Source organism: Nocardioides litoris (assembly GCF_006346315.1).
In the GTDB taxonomy this organism is placed as follows: domain Bacteria; phylum Actinomycetota; class Actinomycetes; order Propionibacteriales; family Nocardioidaceae; genus Nocardioides; species Nocardioides litoris.
The window spans coordinates 223,255-242,530 of the sequence record NZ_VDMR01000009.1; the positions used below are offsets into that span (position 1 = coordinate 223,255).

Below are 19,276 nucleotides of genomic sequence, written 5' to 3' on the forward strand. Positions count from 1 at the left end.
TGACTATAACACCTCTGCCCCGTCGGTCCTAGGCTCACACCTCGTGGATCGAGCGGCCCGCGACGAGCGCCTGCGGGACGCGGTCGTCGCCGCCGGCTGGGACGCCGTGCTGGCCACCGTCGCCGGTGCCCACGGACTCACCGTCCCACCGTCCGGCGCGGTCGAGGACCCCGCGCTCGACCCGTGGCGCGACCCGGCCGCGGCGGCGCGCCTCGGGACGGTGCACGAGGCGCTGCTGGGGGAGTCGGTCGACCGGGTCGGGCGCGGCTCCTTCTACACCCCGCCCGACCTCGTCGACCGGTTGCTCGACCACGCCCTCGACGGCCTGCCGCCCGGCGGCACGCTGCTCGACCCCACCTGCGGCACCGGGAACGTGCTCGTCGCGGCGCTGCGCCGGCTCGGCCCCGACGCCGTCGACCGGGTGCACGGCACCGACCTCGACCCGGTCGCCGTCGCCATCACCCGGCTGCTGCTCCGCCTCGAGGCGCCCGGGGTCGACCCGGCCGTGCTCGAGCGGACGGTGCGGGTCGCCGACGGCCTCGGTGCCCACCCCGCGGCGCCGTACGACGCCGTCGTGGGCAACCCGCCGTTCGGCGGTCGGCTGCGCCCGCGGGGTCGCGTGGCGCCGGGGGACGCGGTGGCGGAGCGGTCGCCGGCGGCGTACACGGACCCGAGCGCGGTGTTCCTGGCCCGGGCCCTGGAGCTGGTGCGGCCGGGGGGCGTGGTGGCGCTGGTGCAGCCGGTCTCCGTGCTCGCCGCGCGCGACGCGGGCCCGGTGCGGGCGGCGGTGCGCGCAGCGGGGGCGGTGACCGACTTCTGGTCCTCGGCGCGGCCGGTGTTCGCCGGGACGCCCGTGCTGACCTGCGTGCCCGTGGTGCGCGTCGGGGCCGTGCAGGGTCCGGTCCGGGTGGCGGGTCGCGAGGTCGCGCTGCCCGAGGGCGAGTGGGGTCCGCTGCACGCGCCGGCGCTCGGCGTGCCCGTCGTCGCGCCGCGCACCGTCGGGGTGCTGGGTGACCTCGCGACGTGTGCCGCCGACTTCCGCGACCAGTACTACGGCCTGGTCCCGCACGTGCACGACGGGGGAGCCGGGGCGCCGCTGGTCACGGCCGGGCTCGTCGACCCCGCCCGCAACCGCTGGGGCGAGGAGCCGACCCGCTTCGCCAAGCGCGACTGGCGCCGACCGACCGTCGACCTCGACTCCCTCGCCGCCGACCCCCGGCTCGCGGCCTGGGCCCGCGCGCGGCTGGTGCCCAAGGTCCTCGTCGCCCCGCAGGGCCGGGTCGTCGAGGCAGTCGTGGACGTCGACGGCCGGTGGCTGCCCTCGGTGCCGGTCGTGACCGTCGCCGCCGACCCCGACCGGCTCTGGCACGTCCTGGCCGTGCTGCTCGCCCCGCCCGTCGTCGCCGGCGCCGCCGCGCGGTACGCCGGCGCCGGGCTGTCGGCCGCGGCGGTCAAGCTCAGCGCCCGCCAGGTCGCCGCACTCCCGCTGCCCGCCGGCCGGGCCGCCTGGGACGCCGGCGCGGCGCTGGCCCGCGCCGCCCAGGAGGCCGACGACGCGGCCCGCCCCGACCTGCTCGCCGCCCTCGGCGAGCAGATGTGCACGGCGTACGACGACCACGCGGCCCTGGACTGGTGGGAAATGCGCGTGCGCCGACCCCGGGCGGTCACGAAGAATTCACGCCGCGACAACACACCGCTGACCGGGCCGACATGCGGACCGGGAGTCTAGGATCCGGACAGGAAGGGGCAGCCCATGACCACGTTGACGGGAACGGTGCTGCTCTACAACGCGTCCTTCGAGCCCCTGGGCCGGGTCAGCTTCAAGCACGCGGTCAAGATGCTGGTGCGCGAGGTCGCCGTCGTCCACGAGGCCCACGGCGAGCGGATGATCGGCCCCTACCAGTGGCCGCGGGCGCTGCGGCTGGTGCGCTACGTCGCCACCAAGTGGCTCTACCGCCCCGCGGGCTACACGCGCCACGGCGTCCTCGCCCGCGACCGGCACCACTGCGCCTACTGCGGCGGTCGGGCCGACACCATCGACCACCTGCTGCCGCGCTCGCGCGGCGGCGGCTGGACGTGGGTCAACACCGTCGCCGCCTGCGGCCCGTGCAACGAGCGCAAGGGCAACCGCACGCCCGCCGAGGCCGGCATGCGGCTGCGGCTCGAGCCGTGGCACCCCACGCGGGCGCAGGTCGCGGCTTGGTCCTGAGCAGCTCCGCGTGCTGGTGTGGGCGGCCGCGCGCGTAGTCGATCGGGTCTCCGCGTCAAGGACGCTCGCTGCGCTCGCGCCGGCTTCGCCGGCCGCCTGCGGCGGTCCTTGACCCGGAGCCTCGCCCGATCGACTGACGGCGCGCTCAACGGCACGGGCTCCGCCGAGCTTGCGAGGCGTCGCCGACAGCGCGCAGGTCGGCGGGCCGCGAGAGGCTCGGGGTCAAGGACCGCGAAGCGGCCGGCGGGGCCGGCGCCGCAGGCGTCCTTGACGCCGAGACGCGGCCTGCCACGCGCGCGGCCACCCGACCCATCCACCTACATCAGCCCCCCGGGATGCAGTCGGCTCACGAGACGTCGTGCAGCAGCCCCACCAAGGGCGCCGGCGCAGCGTCGAGGTCGACCGCCTCGGCGAGCAGCCCGGCGTAGGTGAGCTTGTGGCCGCTGCGGGCGCCGAGCCAGCGGTGCAGGCGCTCGTGGTCGGTGCGGTCGCGCTGGGCGACCTGCTGGGCCATCCGCTCGTACGCCGTCCGCTCGTGGCGCGCGTCGACCTCGGCGAGCACGCCGGGCACGCCGACGGCGCGGATGAGCTCGTCCTCGAGGTCGGCGTCGCAGACGTACGTCGCCACGGCGCGGCCCGAGGCACGCACGACCCGGTCGACCCAGGGGGCCTCCCGGTGGTCGTGCAGCACCGCGTAGGGCCCGGTGCCGCGGGCCAGCTCGGCGCGCAGGTTGGTGATGCCGTGCAGCACGATCGGGCGGGGGAGCCGCACGTCGAGCCGCCGGGCGAGCACCTCCAGCGCCCGGCGGTCGCTCTCGCCCTCGACGAGCACGGTCGGCGGCTCCACGCGACCATCATGTCCCCGGCCGGGTCTAGGGTCCCGCGGGTGAGTGAGTCGATGGTGCGGGCACGGGGGCTGCGCAAGTCGTTCGGGACCGAGGGCAAGGGCGAGGGCGTCTTCGAGGCGGTGCGGGGCATCGACCTCGAGGTGCGCCGGGGCGAGGCGTTCGGGTTCCTCGGACCCAACGGCGCCGGCAAGTCCTCCACGATGCGCATGGTCGCGGCCGTCTCGCCGGTGACCGCGGGCGAGCTGCGCATCCTGGGCCTCGACCCCGCGACCGACGGCGCGGCCATCCGCGCCCGCCTGGGCGTGTGCCCGCAGGAGGACACCCTCGACACCGAGCTCGACGTGCGCGACAACCTCGTCGTCTACGCCCGCTACTTCGGCATCGGCCGAGCAGCGGCCCGGGCCCGCGCCGACGAGCTGCTCGAGCTGGTCAGCCTCGCCGACAAGGCCCGCGCCAAGGTCGACGACCTCTCCGGCGGCATGAAGCGGCGCCTCACCATCGCCCGCAGCCTGGTCAACCGGCCCGACCTGCTCCTGCTCGACGAGCCGACGACCGGGCTCGACCCGCAGGCTCGCCACGTGCTGTGGGACCAGCTGTTCCGGCTCAAGCAGCAGGGCGTCACGCTCGTCATCACCACCCACTACATGGACGAGGCCGAGCAGCTGTGCGACCGGCTCGTCGTCATGGACAAGGGCGTCGTCGCGGCCGAGGGGTCGCCCGCCGAGCTGATCCGGCAGCACTCCTCGCGCGAGGTCGCCGAGCTGCGGTTCGGCCACGCCGGGGGCGACGGCCCCGACCCCCACGAGCTCCACGCCGAGCAGGTGGCCGACCTGGCCGACCGGGTCGAGGTGCTGCCCGACCGGCTCCTCGTCTACACCGCCGACGGCGACGCGGTCGTCGAGGCCGTCCACGCCCGCGGCCTGCGGCCGGTCGCCACGCTGGTGCGCCGCAGCACCCTCGAGGACGTCTTCCTCCGCCTCACCGGCCGGACGCTGGTCGACTGATGGCCACCACCGACCCGAGCCTGCAGACCGGATCCCTCACGGGCACGCTCACCGCCGTGCGCCGCCTCGCGCCCTACTTCGCCACCGTCGCCGCCCGCACCTGGAAGGGCTCGGTCGTCTCGGCGTTCCTCTCGCCGATCTTCTACGTCCTGGCCATGGGGGTGCTGCTGGGCGGCTTCATCGAGGTCGACCCCGACCGGCTCGAGGGAGCCGGCACCTACCTGGCGTTCATCGTCCCGGGCCTCGTCGCGGGCCACGCCATGCAGACCGCCGTGGCCGACACGTCGTGGCCGGTGTTCAGCAACTTCAAGTGGAACCGCGTCTACGACTCGATGGTCGCCACCCCCATCACGGTGCGCCAGGTCGCCCTCGGTCACCTCGCCTACGTCACCGTCCGGGTCACCCTGGTCTGCGCGGTCTTCGACCTGGTCGTCGCCCCCTTCGACGTGTACGGCGCGTGGTGGGGCCCGGTGGCCGCGCTCGGCGCCCAGGCCCTGACCGGCCTGCTCTTCGCGACCTGGATGTACGGCTTCTCCTGCCGCATCGAGACCGACGCCGCCTTCGGCGTGGTCTTCCGGCTGGTCGTCTTCCCGCTGTTCCTCTTCAGCGGCGCGTTCTTCCCGGTGGCCAACCTCGGCGCGGTGGGGGAGCGGATCGCCCAGGTCACGCCCCTGTGGCACGGGGTCAACCTGTCCCGGATGCTCAGCCTCGACCGGGTCGACGGCCCGACCGCGCTGGTCAACGTCACCGTGCTCGTCCTGCTCTCGGCCGCCGGGCTGGTGTGGGCCGTGACCGGCCTGGAGCGGCGGATGGCCCGATGACGACGACCCGACGGCCCGTGGTCGTGCCGCTGACCTCGGTGCAGGCCGTGCTGCTCATGGTCGAGCGCAACGCCATCACCTACCGCACCGCCTGGAAGCTGTTCCTCACCGGCTTCCTCGAGCCCGTCTTCTACCTGCTCTCCATCGGCATCGGCGTCGGCCAGCTCATCGAGTCCTTCGACTTCAACGGCACGTCGGTGCCCTACGCCGAGTTCGTCGCCCCCGGCATGCTCGCCGCCTCGGCGTTCAACGGAGCCCTGATGGACTCCTGCTACAACTTCTACTTCAAGCTCAAGCACCAGCGCCTCTACGACTCGGTGCTGGCCACCCCGATGCTCACCCGCGACGTCGCGATCGGCGAGGTGGTGTGGGGCCAGCTGCGCGGCGGGTCCTACTCGGCGGCCTTCCTGGTGGTGATGCTCGCGCTGGGCTACGTCCGGTCGTGGTGGGCGCTGCTCGCGCTGCCGGCGGCCCTGCTGATCGGGTTTGCGTTCTCGGCCGCGGCGATGGCCTGGACGACGTGGTTCACCTCCTGGCAGGACTTCGAGAAGGTCTCGCTCGTCCAGGTGCCGCTGTTCCTCTTCTCGGCGACGTTCTTCCCCATCACCGCGTTCGACGGCTGGCTGCGCTGGGTCGTCGAGGTCACCCCGCTCTACCGCGGCGTGGTGCTGTGCCGCGAGCTCACCACCGGCCTGGTCACGGTCGAGTCTGCGATCTCGGTGGTCTACCTGCTGGCCATGGGCGCCGTCGGCCTCTACCTCGTGCGCCGGCGCCTCGACGCGCTGCTGCTCACGTGAGCCGGAGCGCGTAGAACGCTGTGTCGATCCACCGGCCGTGCTTGTGGCCGACCTCGGGCAGCACCCCGACCTCCTCGAACCCGACCGCCCGGTGCAGCGCGTCGCTCGCCGGGTTGGGCAGCGCCACCACGGCCAGCACGGTGTGCACGCCGTCGTCCCGCAGGCGGCCCAGCAGCACGTCGTAGAGCGCGCGGCCGACCCCGCGCCCGCGGGCGTCGGCGGCCAGGTAGACCGAGACCTCCCGGGTGGCGTCGTACGCCGCCCGCGGCCGGTAGCCCGTCGACGAGGCGTACCCCAGCACGGACCCGTCGGACCCGCCGGACCCGCCGGACCCGCCGGCCCCGTCGGCCCCGTCGGTGGCGACGAGCAGGTGGTGCGGTGAGGCCAGCCGCTCCCGCCACGCCGACAGCGGGGGAGGTGTGGTGTCGAAGGTGGCCGTCCCGCCCCGGACCTCGGCGTCGTAGACCGCCTTGACCGCGGGCAGGTCGGCCTCGACGGCGTCGCGGACCACCATGGCTCGATCCTGGCAGGGTCCGGCGGTGGTTCGGGGTGGTCGCCTACCCTCGGTCCCCGTGAGGGCGGCGAGGGCAGCGTGAGGCACACGGAGTTCTGGCAGCGGATGGAGCAGGCGCTGGGTGCGGCCTACGCCCGCTCGTGGGCCTCGTCGGTGGTCCTGGCCGACCTCGACCGCCGCACCGCCCAGCAGGCGATCGACGAGGGCGTGGCGCCCAAGCAGGTCTGGCTGGCCGTGTGGCGCCAGCTGGAGCTGCCCGACCGCGACCGCTGAGACCGGCCGCCGGGCCCGACCGTAGGCTCACCGGCCATGACCGGACCCGCGAGCACCCCCGTGGCCGACGTCGCCGTCATCGGCGGCACCGGCTTCTACTCCTTCCTCACCGGCGAGGTCACCGAGCACGCCGTCACGACGCCGTACGGCGACCCGTCGGGCCCCATCTCGGTGGGCGAGGTCGCCGGGCGACGGGTGGCCTTCCTGCCCCGCCACGGCGGCCACCACGACCACCCGCCGCACGGCATCCCGTTCCGCGCCAACGCCTGGGCCCTGCGCTCCCTCGGGGTGCGCCAGGTGCTCGCGCCCTGCGCGGTCGGTGGCCTGGCCGACGTCGCCCCCGGCGACGTCGTGGTGCCCGACCAGCTGGTCGACCGGACCCACCGCCGGGTCGGGTCGTTCGTGGAGTCCGGCGCCTGCCACCTGCCCTTCGCCGACCCCTACTGCCCCGGTGTCTCCGCCGCCGCGGCCGCCGCGGCCGACGACGTGCGCCACGGCGGCACGATGGTCGTCATCGAGGGCCCGCGCTTCTCCACCCGCGCCGAGTCGCGCGACTACCTCGACCGCGGCTGGAACCTCATCAACATGACCGGCGCCCCCGAGGCCGCGCTGGCCCGCGAGATGCTGCAGTGCTACGTCTCGATCGCCCTGGTCACCGACATGGACGCCGGCGCCGAGTCCGGCCAGGGCGTCGGCCAGGCCGAGGTCTTCGCGCTGTTCCGCAGCAACCTCGAGCGGCTCACCGCGCTGCTCACCGCCGCCATCGCCGGCCTGCCCGATCCGGACGGCTGCTCCTGCTCGACCTGGGCCGACGACGTCGAGCTGACCTACGACGTGCCCGGGATCGGCTGATGCGCGTCCTGCTCACCGGGTCGGCCGGGTTCATCGGCACCGCGATCGGCACCGCGCTGGAGGCCGACGGCCACGACGTGGTCCGGGTCGACCTGATGCTGCCCCAGGCGCACGGCGCCACCGAGCCGCCCTCCGGCACCCACCGGCTCGACGTCCGCGACGCCGTCGACGGCGCGGAGTGGGCGCCGCTGCTCGACGGCGTCGACGCGGTGTGCCACCAGGCCGCCGTCGTCGGCGCCGGGGTCACGGTGGCCGACCTGCCGGCGTACGCCTCGCACAACGACCTCGGCACCGCCGCGCTGCTGGCGGCCATGCACGACCACGACGTGCACCGGCTGGTGCTGGCCAGCTCGATGGTGGTCTACGGCGAGGGCCGCTACACCTGCGCCGAGCACGGCGACCAGGCGCCGCCGGCACGCACCGTCGAGGCGCTGGAGGGCGGCGACTTCGAGAACCACTGCGCCACCTGCGGCGCGCCGCTGGCGTGGGCCACGGTCGACGAGGGAGCCCGGCTCGACCCCCGCAGCTCCTACGCCGCCAGCAAGCTCGCCCAGGAGCACTACGCCGCGGCGTGGGTCCGGCAGGCGGGGGCGCACGCGGTGGCCCTGCGCTACCACAACGTCTACGGCCCGGGGATGCCGCGCGACACGCCCTACAGCGGCGTCGCGGCGATGTTCCGCTCCTCCCTGGAGCGCGGAGAGCGGCCGCGGGTCTACGAGGACGGCGGCCAGGCCCGCGACTTCGTGCACGTCGACGACGTCGCCCGGGCCAACGTGCGCGCGCTGGAGTCGGTCCTCGCCGGCCCCGACGACCGCCCGCCGTCGTACGCCGCCTACAACGTCGCCTCCGGCCACCCGGTCACGATCCTGGAGGTCGCCCGGCTGGTCGCCGAGGGCACCGGGACCGACATCGAGCCGGAGGTCACCGGCGGCTTCCGCCTCGGCGACGTCCGCCACGTGGTCGCCTCGCCCGCCCGGGCCGCCGCCGAGCTGGCGTTCACCGCCCAGGTGCTCCCGGCCGACGGCCTGCGCGCCTTCGCGACCGCGCCGCTGCGCGCCTGACCTCCCCGCGGGGCGCCCACCACGCGCTCACCACGCGCTCACCACTGGGTGAAGACCAGCTGCTGGTGCAGCACCGCGACCGCGACCTGCACGGCGAGGGCGGTGCGGCGCCAGCGCGGTGGCAGGAGCACGGCCGAGAGGAGCAGCCAGGGCGTCCAGGGCAGCCAGATGCGCTCGACCTCGGCCCGGCTCATCGCCGAGAGGGTCGCGGCGAGGATCGCGGCGGCGGCGGAGAGCACCAGCAGCACCGCGGTGCGCCGCTCCGTGACCTCACCGGGTCCCGCGCCCCGGACGGTCGCCCGGACGCCGGGCAGGGCGCAGGCGACGCCGACGAGCGCGAGCGGCCCCGCCCCGACCGCGAGGGCGGCGAGGTTGGCCCAGCTCCAGTAGGCCTGCGGTCGCTGCGAGGCCAGGCCGGCGTAGTAGCGGTCGTGGAGGGGCCCGTAGGCCTCCCACCACCAGAAGCCGAACAGGCCGAAGACGACGACCACCACCAGGGCTCCGCCGACCGCCCAGGGCAGCGCGCGCCAGGACCGGGCGGCCGCGAGGACGGCCAGGGCGACCGGGCCGAGCAGCAGCAAGCCGTAGGACATGTGGACGGCGAGGCCCAGCACGAGCCCGGCGGCGACCGACCACGGGACCGCCGTGCGCCGCCCGGCCCGCCAGGCCGCCGCGGCGACGGCGAGCAGGGCCAGCCCCCAGGCCGAGACGGCGGCGAACACCCCGTCGCCGGAGACCGCCATCAGCACCGCGCCGGGGGTGAGGACCAGGAACGGCGCGGCCCGCCGGGCCACGCCCTCGGCGTCGAGCGCTCGGAGCGCCACGAGGGCGGCGGGGGCGGTCGAGGCGGCGACGAGGGTGACCACGAGGCCGACGCCCCAGGACGTGGTGACCCCCAGCCGCACCAGGAGCACGAAGAACAGCAGCGCACCCGGTGGGTGGCCGGAGACGTGCGTGGGCCAGCTGTCCGGCTCGCCGTAGGTGATCCGGCTGACGAAGGTGTCGAGCAGCATCGGCACGTCGGTGATGGTGCGGGCGGTCGCGAGGTACTCGCCCGGCATCTCCTCCACGCGTGAGAGCCCCTCGGGCCCGTCGACGTAGGCCAGCGCCAGCAACCAGGCCACACCGGCGGCGTACGACGACGCCAGGACCAGCGGCCAGCGCACGGTCGCCAGGAGCCGGGGGAGCACCAGCCAGGCGAGCACCGCCACCACGAGCAGGCGGATGGTGCCCTCGGACAGCCACGGCTTGACGTCGAGGTAGCCCCGCAGCGGGGGCAGGGACTGCTCGCCCTCGACGGGGCGGCGCGCCATCGGGTCGAAGCCGAGCCAGCCGGGCAGCTCGAACGCGAGGACCACCAGCGCGACCGTGCCGACGATGCCGGCCAGGCCGGCCCGGACTACTGCGCGCGGGGCCGGTTCGACGCTCATCGGGGCGAGCCTAGGCCCGCCCCGGGCACCCCGTCGGTGGCCCCCGTGCGCCGTTCCCTCGACCCGCGGGTGGACAGCGCACGACCCCAGGGGTGGAGGCAGGTGACCACCGGGTCCCTACGGTCGGACAACGATGCCTGACTGCGACCTGATCCTGCCCTGCCGAGACGAGGCGGCCGCCCTGCGGAGCCTCCTCCCGAGCATCCCGCCGTCCCTGTCGGTGATCGTCGTCGACAACGGGTCGACGGACGGCACGGCCGAGGTCGCCCGGGGGCTGGGCGCCCGCGTCGTGACGGAGACCACACCGGGGTACGGCGCCGCCGTGCACGCCGGACTGCTCGCGGCGACGAACCCCTTCGTGGCGTTCATGGATGGAGACGGGTCCTTCGACCCCGACGAGGTGCTGCTGCTGCTCGACGACGTGCGCAGCGGCCGGGCCGACATCGCCGTCGGTCGCCGGCGGCCGGTGCGCCGCGGCGTGTGGCCCTGGCACGCCCGCGCCGGCAACGCGCTCATCGTGGCCTGGCTGCGTCGCCGGATCGACCTCGACGCCCACGACATCGCGCCGATGCGGGTCTGCCGGCGCGACGCGCTCCTGGAGCTCGGGGTGACCGACCGGCGCTTCGGCTACCCGGTCGAGATGCTGCAGCGCGCCACCGCCGCCGGGTGGCGGTTCGCCGAGCGCGACGTCGCCTACCACCCGCGCGCCGAGGGCACCCGGTCCAAGGTCTCCGGCTCGGTCGTCGGCACCGCGCGCACCGCGCGCGACTTCGCCAAGGTGCTCAGCCGATGAGCGGGCCGCTGGACGGCTGGACCGCGCTCGTGGTGGCCAAGGCGCCCGTCGCCGGCCTGGCCAAGACCCGCCTGGCCGCCGGGGTGGGGGAGCAGGCCGCGGCCGACCTCGCGGCCGCCGCGCTGCTCGACACCCTCGACGCCGCCGGGCACGCCGTACGCCGGGTCGTGGCCATGACCGGTGACCTCGACAGCGCCGAGCGGTCCGCCGAGCTCCGTGGCGCCCTGGCGGGCTGGACCGTGGTGCCGCAGCGCGGCGACGGGTTCGACGAGCGGCTCGCCGCCGCCCACCTCGACGCCGCGCGCGTGGCACCCGGGCCGGTCGTGCAGGTCGGCATGGACACCCCGCAGGTCACCCCGGCCCTCCTCGACGAGGTCGCCGCGGGCCTGCTGCGCCACGACGCGGTGCTCGGGCCGGCCGACGACGGCGGCTGGTGGGTGCTCGCGCTGCGCGACCCGGCCGCGGCCGACTGCCTGCGCGGTGTCCCGATGTCCACGGACGGCACGTACGATGCGACGAGGGCCGCGCTCGTGGCGGCCGGGCTCGACGTCGGCGCTGCCGTGGAGCTCTCCGACGTCGACACCGTCGACGACGCAGACCGGGTCGCCCGGTCAGCGCCCGCGACCCGCTTCGGTCGCGGCTGGCTCGACAGGGTGGTGGCGCAATGACCGACCAGCTCAACCGGCCCGACGAGATGTCGTTCTCGGAGGTCTTCTCCGACGCCCTGCGCGGGCATCCCTGCCAGGTGCTGGGCCTCGACGCCGAGCCCTCCGTCCTCCCCGTGGAGGACTGGACCCGGCCCGCCGAGGGCCACGACCACGCCCTGCTCGACCTGTGCCGCGGCGCCACGCTCGACATCGGTTGCGGGCCGGGCCGGATGACCGCGGCCCTGGTGCAGCGCGGCCTGCCGGCCCTGGGCATCGACGTGGTGCCCGAGGCGGTCTCCCAGACCGTCGAGCGCGGCGCGACCGCGATGCGCCGCGACGTCTTCGACCGCCTGCCGCGCGAGGGCCGGTGGTCGACCGTGCTGCTGGCCGACGGCAACGTCGGCATCGGGGGCGACCCGGTGCAGCTGCTGCGCCGCGTCCGCGAGCTGATGACCGCGCGCGGCCGCGCCGTGGTCGAGGTGGCGCCGCCGGGCGTCCCGGCCACCGTGTCGTGGGCGGCGCTGGAGTGCCGCGGCGTGCGCAGCCGGCCCTTCCGCTGGGCCGTGCTCGGTGTCGACGACGTCGACCGGGTGGCTCGCGAGGCCGGTCTGCGCGTCGCCGGCACCACCCAGCACGGCTCGCGCTGGGTCTCCCTGCTCGTGCCGCGCGGCGGTGTCGGGTGATGATCACCCGATGACCTCACGTGCAGCCGGGCTGGTGCCCAGCCCCGATCGCTTCACCTCCCGGCTGCGCAGCCCGGCCGTGGCCGCGCGGGTGGGGCTCTGGCTCGGCATCACCTTCGGCGTCTGCTTCCTGACCGGCCTGCTCAGCCACTACGCCCAGCAGCCGAGCCAGCCGGTGCCGTTCCCGACCAGCCCGTCGTGGGGCTACCGGCTCACCCAGGGCCTGCACGTGGTCGCCGGCACCGCCGCCGTGCCGCTGCTGCTGGTCAAGCTCTGGACTGTCTACCCGCGGTTGTTCGAACGGGTCGGCCCCTTCCGGCCGGGGCCGCTCCTCGTCACCGTCCTCGAGCGGCTCTCCATCGCCGTCCTCGTCGCCACCGCGGTCTTCCAGCTCGCGATCGGGCTCGCCAACAGCGCCCAGTGGTACCCCTGGACGTTCTCGTTCCGGGCCACCCACTACGCGACGTCCTTCGTCCTCATCGGGGCGCTGGTCGTGCACATCGCGGTCAAGCTCCCGGTGATCCGCCGGGCGCTCGGCGCCGACGTCGACGACGAGTCCCAGGACCGCGAGTCGGCGCGCTCGCCCCGGGGCACGCAGGGCGTCTTGAGCCGCCGTGGCCTGCTGCGCACCACCTGGCTGGCCGCGGGCGTGGCCGCCCTGGCCGTGGCCGGACAGTCGGTGCCCGGGCTGCGGCAGGTGTCGGTCTTCGGGGTCCGCTCCGGTGACGGGCCGCAGGGCATCCCGATCAACGGCTCGGCCGCCGCGGCCGGCGTGGTCCCCGCCGTCACCAGCGAGGCCTGGCGGCTGTCGGTGAGCCACGGTGAGCGGTCGGTCGAGCTCAGCCGCGACGACCTGCTGGCCATGCCGCAGCGCACCGAGACGCTGCCCATCGCGTGCGTCGAGGGCTGGAGCGCGAGCGGCACGTGGAGCGGCGTGCGGGTCCGCGACCTGCTGGCGCTCGTCGACGCCCCGGCCGACAGCGACCTGCGGGTCCGCTCGATGCAGACCGACGGGCCGTCGTACACGGTGACGACGCTGCAGGGGAACTTCGCCGCCGACGACCGCACCCTGCTCGCCCTGGGGCTCGACGGCGAGACGCTGGCCCTCGACCACGGCTACCCCTGCCGCATCATCGCGCCCAACCGGCCCGGCGTGCTGCAGACCAAGTGGGTCGGCTCGATCGAGGTGCTGGCGTGAGGGCCGCCCGGGCCGTCCTGGTCGGCATCGGCGTCGTCGTCGCGGCGTACGGGTTCCTGCTGCTGTGGCAGCGCCAGCGGCCCGACCAGCTGGAGGCCGTGGCGACCTGGTGGATCGCGGGCGTCGTGCTGCACGACGCCGTGCTGGCCGGCGCGGTGCTGCTGGTCGGCGCCCTGCTCGTGCGTCGGGTGCCCGCGGCGGCCCGGACGCCGGTGGCCGTCGGCGCCGTCGTGCTCGGGTCGGTGACCCTGGCCGCGGTGCCGGTGCTCCTGGCCTACGGCCGCCGGGCCGACAACCCCACGCTCCTCGACCGGTCCTACGGCTGGGGCTGGACCGCGCTGGCGCTGCTCGTCGTCGTCGCCGTGGTGGCCGCCACGGTCGTGCGGGTCCGCCGTGGTCGACCCGAGTCCGGGCCGGGGCCGGACCCCGAGGCGTAGCCGTCCCGCCCGGCCCGCCGGAAGGGTGGGCGTGCTGGCTGGACCGAGACTAGAACGTGTTCTAGTCTGGGGGCAGACACGGCCCAGCACAGGAGGCACCCATGTCCCAGGCAGTACTCGACGGCGTCCGCGACCTGCTCCCCGGTCTGCGCGAGCGCGCCGACGAGACCGAGCGGCTGCGCGTCGTCCCGGAGAACTCGATCAAGGAGCTGGAGGAGACCGGCTTCTTCAAGCTGCTCCAGCCACGCCGCTTCGACGGCTTCGAGTCCGACCCGGTCGACTTCTACACCGCGGTCCGTGACATCTCCAGCGCCTGCGGGTCGACCGGCTGGGTCTCCAGCGTGGTCGGCGTGCACCCCTGGCAGGTGGCCCTCTTCAGCGAAGAGGCCCAGCAGGCGGTCTGGGGCGAGGACACCAGCACCCGGCTGAGCTCGTCCTACGCCCCGACGGGCAAGGCCACCGTCGCCGACGGCGGCTACCGCCTGTCGGGCAGGTGGAGCTTCTCCTCCGGGTGCGACCACTGCTCGTGGGTGCTGCTGGGCGGCCTGGTCTTCAACGCCGAGGGCCAGGTCGTCGACTTCAAGACGTTCATGGTGCCGCGTGACGACTACACGATCGTCGACGTGTGGCACATGGTCGGCCTGGCCGGCACGGGCTCCAACGACGTCATCGTCGACGACGTCTTCGTGCCCGAGGCGTTCACGCTCAGCATGGGCGAGACGGGCCAGTGCCGCGGACCCGGCCAGGAGCACAACACCTCCGACCTCTACAAGCTGCCCTTCCACTCGATCTTCACCGGCACGATCACGACCCCGATCATCGGCATGGCCATGGGGGCCTACGCCGAGCACGTGGAGATGCAGAAGGCGCGCACGCGCGCGGCGTACCTGGGGGAGAAGGCCTCGCTCGACCCGTTCGCCGCGGTCCGGATCGCCCGTGCGTCCTCGGAGATCGACGCCGCCTGGGCGCTGCTGGTCAACAACATCCGCGAGGAGCAGGCCTACGTGGCCAAAGGGGAGAAGATCCCGCTGCGCTCCCGTCTGAAGGTCCGGCGCGACCAGGTGATCGGCAGCCAGCGCGCCATCGACGCCATCGACACCCTCTTCGAGGCCTCCGGCGGGCGCGCCCTGGCCACCGGCACCTACCTCCAGCGCGCCTGGCGCGACGCCCACGCCGGGCGCGTGCACGCCGCCAACGACCCCGAGCGGGCGCTGCAGATGTTCGGTGCCCACGAGTTCGGCCACAAGGTCGACCCGGGGATGTACTGAGCCGTGGCCGACCTGTCCCAGGAGGCCACCCGGCGCTCCGCCAAGGCCGGCGACGCCACCCTCAACTTCTACGACGCCGGCGAGCCCACCGAGGTCGGCGGCGGGCTGCCGCTGGTGATGCTGCACGGCGGCGGGCCCGGTGCCTCCGCGTGGAGCAACTTCGGCCGGGCGCTGCCGCACTTCGCGGCGTCGTTCCGCACGCTGCTGGTCGACCAGCCGGGCTTCGGCGCCTCCGACCGACCCGACGTCGTCGGCAACTACTACCGGCACGCCGCCGGCTACGTGCTCCGGCTGCTCGACGAGCTGGGCGTCGACCGGGTCCACCTGCTCGGCAACAGCCTCGGCGGCGGTACGGCGATGCGGCTGGCCCTCGACCACCCCGACCGGGTCGGCAGGCTGGTGCTGATGGGTCCCGGCGGGCTCAGCCTCAACCTCTTCCACGCCGACCCGACCGAGGGCGTGCGGCGGCTGATGGACTTCAGCGCCGACCCGACGCGCGAGGCGCTGCGGGCCTTCATCTCCTGCATGGTCCACGACCAGTCGCTGGTCACCGACGAGCTCGTCGAGGAGCGGTACGCCGACGCCACCGCGCCCGGCGCGCAGGAGGCCATGCGGCAGATGGGCATGAGCTTCTTCCTGCCCGACACCGCCGAGGACGGCCTGCTGTGGCGCGACGCGCACCAGCTCCGCAAGCACACCTTGCTGACCTGGGGACGCGAGGACCGGGTCAACCCGCTCGACGGCGCCATGGTCGCCCTCAAGCTGATCCCGAGGGCGCAGCTGCACGTCTTCCCCCAGTGCGGGCACTGGGCCCAGATCGAGGCGGCCGAGGAGTTCGCCGAGCTCACCACCGCCTTCCTCGCTCGCCACGTCGAGCGTCCCCGCTCGTGAGGAGCCCCGCATGACGATCGACATCCGGTCGATGGGCTACGTCCGCGTCGCGTCCACCGACCTCGACGCCTGGACGACGTTCGCCGGCAAGGTCCTCGGCCTCGCCGAGGCGCGCGGGCCCCACCCCGACCACCAGTACTGGCGCATCGACCAGGTCTCCGCCCGCCTCGTCGTGTTCCCCTCCGACGTCGACCAGCTGGCCTGCGTCGGCTGGGAGGTCGCCGACCCGCGCGCCCTGCAGGAGGCCCGCGAGCACCTGCAGAAGGCTGGCGTCGAGTTCGTCGACGGCACCCGCGAGGAGTGCGACGAGCGGCGCGTGCAGGAGCTGGTGCGGTTCAGCGACCCGTGGGACAACGTCTTCGAGCTCTTCCACGGCATCGCCTACGAGTCCCGACCGCTCGTCACGCCGTACGCCGCCACCTTCGTGACCGGCGACCAGGGGATGGGCCACGTGGTGCTGCCCGTGCTCGACGACGTCGAGGCGCTGCGGTTCTACACCGACGTGCTCGGCTTCCGGCTGCGCGACTCGATGAGCATGCCCGGCGAGCTCGTCGGCAAGGAACCGGGCTCGAAGGTCTGGCTGCGCTTCCTCGGCGTCAACCCGCGCCACCACTCGCTGGCCTTCCTGCCGATGCCCCACGAGTCCAAGTGCGTCCACATCATGCTCGAGGTCGACGAGCTCGACCACGTGGGCCGGGCGCTGCAGCGGGTCAAGAAGCACGGTGCGCCGCTCTCGGCGACGCTCGGCCGGCACATGAACGACGAGATGGTCTCCTTCTACGTCCGCTCGCCCGGTGGCTTCGACGTGGAGTTCGGCACCGACGGCCTCGAGGTCGACGACGCCCGCTGGGTGGCCCGGGAGTCGACCGCGGTCTCGTACTGGGGGCACGAGTTCGGCGGCGGGGCGTAGGTCGTACCGTGAGCGCCGTGCCGATCGAGGGCCCCGTCGAGGGGGAGATCCCGGAGGGGATCAGTCCCGACGCCCGCGAGACCTGGCCCAGCAGCGAGCTGATCAGCTCCTGGCTCGGCGACGTCGACCTCGACGTCGAGTGGCGCCCGGGGGAGACCAGCGACGTCGCCGCCGACGATCTCGAGGCCGTCGCCGCCGCCCGCCGCTTCCGCGACGTGCTGGGCCGCTTCGCCTCCGGCGTCACCGTCGTCACCGCCATGAGCGGCGGCGAGCCGGTCGGCATGACCTGCCAGTCGTTCTCCAGCGTCTCCCTCGACCCGCCGCTGGTGCTGTTCATCCCCGCCCGCACCTCGCGGGCCTGGCCGATGATGCAGCGCGCCGGCCGCTTCTGCGTCAACTTCCTCGCCCACGACCAGGCCGACCTGTCCAACGCCATGGCCAGCCGTGGCAACGACAAGTTCGCCGGCCTGGCCTGGACCCCGTCCGCGGGCACCGGCTCGCCCGTCCTGCCCGGCACGCTCGGTCACGTCGACTGCACCATCCACGCCGTCCACGAGGCCGGCGACCACTTCGTCGTCATCGGTCGCGTGCTCGACCTGGTTGCCAGCGACGAGGCCGAGCTGCCGCTGCTCTACTACCAGGGCCAGTACCGCACCACGACCTGAGGACGGGCACCACCGTGCGGGGTCGCGCCCCTGGCCCGGTGCTCAGGTCGTCCGGTCGCGGGCCTGTCCGAGCAGCCACTCCCGCATCGGCACGGGTGGTGCCGGATCTGGCACCAGCGCCTCGATCCAGCCGTCGACCAGCCGGGTCGGGTACAGCGTCACGGCGTGCCGAGGGAGGTCGGTCCGCTCACCGCTCGCCAGGTCGAAGCGCCAGAAGTGCCCGGGGCACACCACGGTGCTGCCGTGGACCACGCCGCCGGAGAGGGCGACGTCACGGTGCGGGCAGCGGTCCAGCATCGCGACCACCTCACCGTCCGCGCCGGAGGCGACGCAGACGCGGTCGTGGGCCTCGCCGGAGTCACCGATCGTGCGTCCCAGCAGGGCTCCGGGAGGGACGTCGGCGGCCAGGCACAGCCGGTACCACCGGGCGCTCACCAGGTCCACCCCAGACCGGCGGAGACGCGCTTGGCCGTCTCGATGACGGGTCCGGCGAGGTGGCGCAGGCCGGCGTCGACGTCGTCGACGTGCTCGGCGACCGAGACCGACGCCACGACCCGGCCCATCCGGTCGCGCACCGGCGCGGCGATGGAGCACATGCTGGCCTCCGACTCGCCCCGGTTCTCGGCGAAACCCTGCCGGCGCACCTGCTCCAGCTCGGCGACGAAGGCCGTGCGCGAGGTGATGGTGCGCGACGTCCGCGCGGTCAGCTTGATGGTCTCCAGCGCGCGTCGCCGCTGCGCGTCGGGGAGGTAGGCGAGCATGACCTTGCCGCTGGACGTGCGGTAGGCCGGGATCCGCGAGCCGAACGCCCGGAAGACCTGGATCGCGCCCGGTCCCTCCCGGCGCTCGACGTAGAGGACGTCGTCGCCGTCGAGGATCGCGATGTGCAGCGTGCCGGCGGTGCGGGCCCGCAGGGCGTCGAGCGGCATCGTCCCCGCCTCGTGCAGCCGCTGCGCCGTCTCCGCGCTCGTGCCGAGTGACCGCATGGCGGTGGTGAGGCGGAACAACCCGGTCTCCTCGACCTTCTCGAGCAGGCCCTCCTCGACGAGCGTCCAGATGACCCGGTGGGCGGTGCTCTTGCCCACCCCGACGTTGCGGGCCAGCTGGCTGACCCCGAGCTGGGTGCTGTGCTTGTCGAACTCCCGCAGGATCCGGGCCGCGGTCGCGACGCTCGACAGGGGCGCGGTGGGACGTCGTCCGGTCATCGACGGGTCGCGTCCGCGAGGACGGCGGCGAGACTGTCGGTACCAGGCGTTCCGCGGAGCGGAACGAATCGGCGGTCGGTCAGGTCCGCGGCGAGCAGCGCGGCCGCGCGGTCCAGCCCGAGGCGCGCGCACGTCGCGAGCTCCTCGACCACCTCGAGGTCCCGGGGCAGGGCGTGGCGCAACCGGTCGACGTCGCGCAGGACCTGCGCGTGCTGGTTGGCCAGCGCCACGCCCGAGTGCTGCGCGTGGTGGGCGCTGAGCCCGCCGCCCGGGGAGACCTCCAGGTGGTAGGTGGTGTCAACGATCCCGAGCGCTCGGCACACCCGGTCCGACTCGTCCTCCGCGGGGCCGAGGACGCCCAACGCCGGCAGCACCGAGGGGTCGTAGAACCACACGGTCCAGCGGCAGTCGAGGTACTCGTCGTCGACCGAGACCGCTGTGCCGGTCGGCCCGAGGAGCCGCTGCGTGGTGGCCACCAGGTGGAGCTGGCGCGACGCGGCGGCCGCGACGGTCACGTGGCCCGCAGCGACCAGGGGCAGGGTGGCTCGCTCGCCGGGAGGGAGGTGGCGCACGTGGTCGAGGTAGGTCGTGTGGACCGTCCAGACGTAGTCGCGCACTGCTGTCCGGACCGCTTCCGGGTCGGGCCGGCCGGCCGCCTCGGGTGCGTCGTCGCCGTCGTCGCTCATCGCCTCAGGGTGCCCGCTGGAGAGGTGCGTCACAAACTTGTGTCCCTCTCCGCGGAACGATCATGCCCGCGGGTGAGGTCGCCG

At 74.5% G+C, this 19,276-nt stretch carries 23 protein-coding genes; 17 read left to right on the forward strand and 6 right to left on the reverse strand.

Features of this window, described 5'->3' with window-relative positions:
* Positions 1-43: 43 nt before the first annotated feature.
* Both FJQ57_RS20745 and FJQ57_RS20750 read left to right on the forward strand, forming a co-directional pair.
* Positions 44-1,729, forward strand: coding sequence for an HsdM family class I SAM-dependent methyltransferase (locus tag FJQ57_RS20745; RefSeq protein WP_170219539.1), 1,686 nt, complete (start codon positions 44-46; stop codon positions 1,727-1,729).
* A 24-nt stretch (positions 1,730-1,753) separates the two neighbouring features.
* The gene (locus tag FJQ57_RS20750) at positions 1,754-2,209 is read left to right on the forward strand and encodes an HNH endonuclease (RefSeq protein WP_139984034.1); all 456 of its coding nucleotides are present in this window, start codon (positions 1,754-1,756) and stop codon (positions 2,207-2,209) included.
* Between the two features lie 346 nt (positions 2,210-2,555).
* Here the strand turns inward: FJQ57_RS20750 and FJQ57_RS20755 are convergent, their stop codons facing one another.
* The gene (locus FJQ57_RS20755) at positions 2,556-3,056 is read right to left on the reverse strand and encodes an ATP-dependent endonuclease (RefSeq protein ID WP_139984036.1); all 501 of its coding nucleotides are present in this window, start codon (positions 3,054-3,056) and stop codon (positions 2,556-2,558) included.
* Between the two features lie 39 nt (positions 3,057-3,095).
* Between FJQ57_RS20755 and FJQ57_RS20760 the strand changes: the two genes are divergently transcribed.
* The 3 genes from FJQ57_RS20760 to FJQ57_RS20770 are packed head-to-tail and all read left to right on the forward strand — an operon-like array spanning position 3,096 to position 5,679.
* Positions 3,096-4,061: an ABC transporter ATP-binding protein gene (locus FJQ57_RS20760; RefSeq protein ID WP_246081950.1), complete on the forward strand. Its 966-nt coding sequence runs from the start codon at positions 3,096-3,098 to the stop codon at positions 4,059-4,061.
* Positions 4,061-4,882 carry an ABC transporter permease gene (locus FJQ57_RS20765; RefSeq protein ID WP_139984038.1) on the forward strand — a complete coding sequence of 274 codons (822 nt, stop codon included), beginning with the start codon at positions 4,061-4,063 and terminating at the stop codon, positions 4,880-4,882. The genes FJQ57_RS20760 and FJQ57_RS20765 overlap by 1 nt, the downstream gene beginning before the upstream one ends.
* Positions 4,879-5,679, forward strand: coding sequence for an ABC transporter permease (locus FJQ57_RS20770; RefSeq protein ID WP_139984040.1), 801 nt, complete (start codon positions 4,879-4,881; stop codon positions 5,677-5,679). The genes FJQ57_RS20765 and FJQ57_RS20770 overlap by 4 nt, the downstream gene beginning before the upstream one ends.
* Here the strand turns inward: FJQ57_RS20770 and FJQ57_RS20775 are convergent.
* Positions 5,672-6,193: a GNAT family N-acetyltransferase gene (locus FJQ57_RS20775; protein WP_139984042.1), complete on the reverse strand. Its 522-nt coding sequence runs from the start codon at positions 6,191-6,193 to the stop codon at positions 5,672-5,674. The two genes, FJQ57_RS20770 and FJQ57_RS20775, sit on opposite strands and share 8 nt — an antisense overlap.
* A 78-nt stretch (positions 6,194-6,271) precedes the next feature.
* On the opposite strand from FJQ57_RS20775, the gene FJQ57_RS20780 reads away from it, so the two are divergent.
* From FJQ57_RS20780 to FJQ57_RS20790, 3 genes are read left to right on the forward strand one after another with little or no spacing between them, the layout of a single operon-like run.
* The gene (locus FJQ57_RS20780; RefSeq protein WP_139984043.1) at positions 6,272-6,466 is read left to right on the forward strand and encodes a DUF3046 domain-containing protein; all 195 of its coding nucleotides are present in this window, start codon (positions 6,272-6,274) and stop codon (positions 6,464-6,466) included.
* 36 nt (positions 6,467-6,502) lie between these two features.
* The gene (locus FJQ57_RS20785; protein WP_139984045.1) at positions 6,503-7,318 is read left to right on the forward strand and encodes an S-methyl-5'-thioadenosine phosphorylase; all 816 of its coding nucleotides are present in this window, start codon (positions 6,503-6,505) and stop codon (positions 7,316-7,318) included.
* On the forward strand, positions 7,318-8,379 hold the full coding sequence (locus FJQ57_RS20790) for an NAD-dependent epimerase/dehydratase family protein (protein WP_139984047.1): 1,062 nt from the start codon (positions 7,318-7,320) through the stop codon (positions 8,377-8,379). The genes FJQ57_RS20785 and FJQ57_RS20790 overlap by 1 nt, the downstream gene beginning before the upstream one ends.
* Positions 8,380-8,417: 38 nt before the next feature.
* On the opposite strand, the gene FJQ57_RS20795 is transcribed toward FJQ57_RS20790, so the two are convergent.
* Positions 8,418-9,809, reverse strand: a complete 1,392-nt coding sequence (locus FJQ57_RS20795) for a hypothetical protein (protein ID WP_139984049.1) — start codon at positions 9,807-9,809, stop codon at positions 8,418-8,420.
* Positions 9,810-9,942: 133 nt separating this feature from the next.
* Between FJQ57_RS20795 and FJQ57_RS20800 the strand changes: the two genes are divergently transcribed.
* The 9 genes from FJQ57_RS20800 to FJQ57_RS20840 all read left to right on the forward strand — a co-directional run bounded on the left by FJQ57_RS20800 (position 9,943) and on the right by FJQ57_RS20840 (position 17,301).
* Positions 9,943-10,602, forward strand: coding sequence for a glycosyltransferase family 2 protein (locus FJQ57_RS20800; protein WP_139984051.1), 660 nt, complete (start codon positions 9,943-9,945; stop codon positions 10,600-10,602).
* Positions 10,599-11,270, forward strand: a complete 672-nt coding sequence (locus FJQ57_RS20805; protein WP_139984053.1) for a TIGR04282 family arsenosugar biosynthesis glycosyltransferase — start codon at positions 10,599-10,601, stop codon at positions 11,268-11,270. Before FJQ57_RS20800 ends, FJQ57_RS20805 begins: the two co-directional genes overlap by 4 nt.
* Complete coding sequence (locus FJQ57_RS20810) at positions 11,267-11,932, forward strand: class I SAM-dependent methyltransferase (RefSeq protein WP_139984055.1); 666 nt, start codon at positions 11,267-11,269, stop codon at positions 11,930-11,932. The genes FJQ57_RS20805 and FJQ57_RS20810 overlap by 4 nt, the downstream gene beginning before the upstream one ends.
* 10 nt (positions 11,933-11,942) lie before the next feature.
* Positions 11,943-13,130 (forward strand): molybdopterin-dependent oxidoreductase, encoded by a 1,188-nt coding sequence (locus FJQ57_RS20815; RefSeq protein WP_139984057.1) that lies wholly within the window; start codon positions 11,943-11,945, stop codon positions 13,128-13,130.
* Positions 13,127-13,567: a hypothetical protein gene (locus FJQ57_RS20820; RefSeq protein ID WP_139984059.1), complete on the forward strand. Its 441-nt coding sequence runs from the start codon at positions 13,127-13,129 to the stop codon at positions 13,565-13,567. Before FJQ57_RS20815 ends, FJQ57_RS20820 begins: the two co-directional genes overlap by 4 nt.
* A 101-nt stretch (positions 13,568-13,668) precedes the next feature.
* Positions 13,669-14,835: a 3-hydroxy-9,10-secoandrosta-1,3,5(10)-triene-9,17-dione monooxygenase oxygenase subunit gene (gene hsaA / locus FJQ57_RS20825; protein WP_139984060.1), complete on the forward strand. Its 1,167-nt coding sequence runs from the start codon at positions 13,669-13,671 to the stop codon at positions 14,833-14,835.
* A 3-nt stretch (positions 14,836-14,838) separates the two neighbouring features.
* Positions 14,839-15,726, forward strand: coding sequence for a 4,5:9,10-diseco-3-hydroxy-5,9,17-trioxoandrosta-1(10),2-diene-4-oate hydrolase (gene hsaD, locus FJQ57_RS20830; protein ID WP_139984062.1), 888 nt, complete (start codon positions 14,839-14,841; stop codon positions 15,724-15,726).
* A 10-nt stretch (positions 15,727-15,736) separates the two neighbouring features.
* On the forward strand, positions 15,737-16,636 hold the full coding sequence (gene hsaC, locus FJQ57_RS20835) for an iron-dependent extradiol dioxygenase HsaC (protein ID WP_139984064.1): 900 nt from the start codon (positions 15,737-15,739) through the stop codon (positions 16,634-16,636).
* Positions 16,637-16,653: 17 nt separating this feature from the next.
* Positions 16,654-17,301, forward strand: coding sequence for a flavin reductase family protein (locus FJQ57_RS20840; protein ID WP_246081951.1), 648 nt, complete (start codon positions 16,654-16,656; stop codon positions 17,299-17,301).
* Positions 17,302-17,343: 42 nt separating this feature from the next.
* Here FJQ57_RS20840 and FJQ57_RS20845 read toward each other — a convergent pair whose 3' ends face one another.
* From FJQ57_RS20845 to FJQ57_RS20855, 3 genes are read right to left on the reverse strand one after another with little or no spacing between them, the layout of a single operon-like run.
* The gene (locus FJQ57_RS20845; RefSeq protein WP_211349238.1) at positions 17,344-17,736 is read right to left on the reverse strand and encodes a Rieske (2Fe-2S) protein; all 393 of its coding nucleotides are present in this window, start codon (positions 17,734-17,736) and stop codon (positions 17,344-17,346) included.
* The gene (locus FJQ57_RS20850) at positions 17,733-18,506 is read right to left on the reverse strand and encodes an IclR family transcriptional regulator (RefSeq protein WP_139984066.1); all 774 of its coding nucleotides are present in this window, start codon (positions 18,504-18,506) and stop codon (positions 17,733-17,735) included. Before FJQ57_RS20850 ends, FJQ57_RS20845 begins: the two co-directional genes overlap by 4 nt.
* A complete protein-coding gene (locus FJQ57_RS20855; RefSeq protein WP_139984068.1) occupies positions 18,503-19,192 on the reverse strand; it encodes a hypothetical protein in 690 nt (229 codons plus the stop codon). The genes FJQ57_RS20850 and FJQ57_RS20855 overlap by 4 nt, the downstream gene beginning before the upstream one ends.
* Between the last annotated feature and the right edge of the window lie 84 nt (positions 19,193-19,276).

Coding starts and splice junctions, on each gene's coding strand:
- FJQ57_RS20750 (WP_139984034.1), top strand. CDS start 1,754: ATGACCACGTTGACGGGAACGGTGCTGCTCTACAACGCGTCCTTCGAG.
- FJQ57_RS20765 (WP_139984038.1), top strand. CDS start 4,061: ATGGCCACCACCGACCCGAGCCTGCAGACCGGATCCCTCACGGGCACG.
- FJQ57_RS20770 (WP_139984040.1), top strand. CDS start 4,879: ATGACGACGACCCGACGGCCCGTGGTCGTGCCGCTGACCTCGGTGCAG.
- FJQ57_RS20775 (WP_139984042.1), bottom strand. CDS start 6,193: ATGGTGGTCCGCGACGCCGTCGAGGCCGACCTGCCCGCGGTCAAGGCG.
- FJQ57_RS20785 (WP_139984045.1), top strand. CDS start 6,503: ATGACCGGACCCGCGAGCACCCCCGTGGCCGACGTCGCCGTCATCGGC.
- FJQ57_RS20790 (WP_139984047.1), top strand. CDS start 7,318: ATGCGCGTCCTGCTCACCGGGTCGGCCGGGTTCATCGGCACCGCGATC.
- FJQ57_RS20795 (WP_139984049.1), bottom strand. CDS start 9,809: ATGAGCGTCGAACCGGCCCCGCGCGCAGTAGTCCGGGCCGGCCTGGCC.
- FJQ57_RS20800 (WP_139984051.1), top strand. CDS start 9,943: ATGCCTGACTGCGACCTGATCCTGCCCTGCCGAGACGAGGCGGCCGCC.
- FJQ57_RS20805 (WP_139984053.1), top strand. CDS start 10,599: ATGAGCGGGCCGCTGGACGGCTGGACCGCGCTCGTGGTGGCCAAGGCG.
- FJQ57_RS20810 (WP_139984055.1), top strand. CDS start 11,267: ATGACCGACCAGCTCAACCGGCCCGACGAGATGTCGTTCTCGGAGGTC.
- FJQ57_RS20815 (WP_139984057.1), top strand. CDS start 11,943: ATGACCTCACGTGCAGCCGGGCTGGTGCCCAGCCCCGATCGCTTCACC.
- hsaA (WP_139984060.1), top strand. CDS start 13,669: ATGTCCCAGGCAGTACTCGACGGCGTCCGCGACCTGCTCCCCGGTCTG.
- hsaC (WP_139984064.1), top strand. CDS start 15,737: ATGACGATCGACATCCGGTCGATGGGCTACGTCCGCGTCGCGTCCACC.
- FJQ57_RS20850 (WP_139984066.1), bottom strand. CDS start 18,506: ATGACCGGACGACGTCCCACCGCGCCCCTGTCGAGCGTCGCGACCGCG.
- FJQ57_RS20855 (WP_139984068.1), bottom strand. CDS start 19,192: ATGAGCGACGACGGCGACGACGCACCCGAGGCGGCCGGCCGGCCCGAC.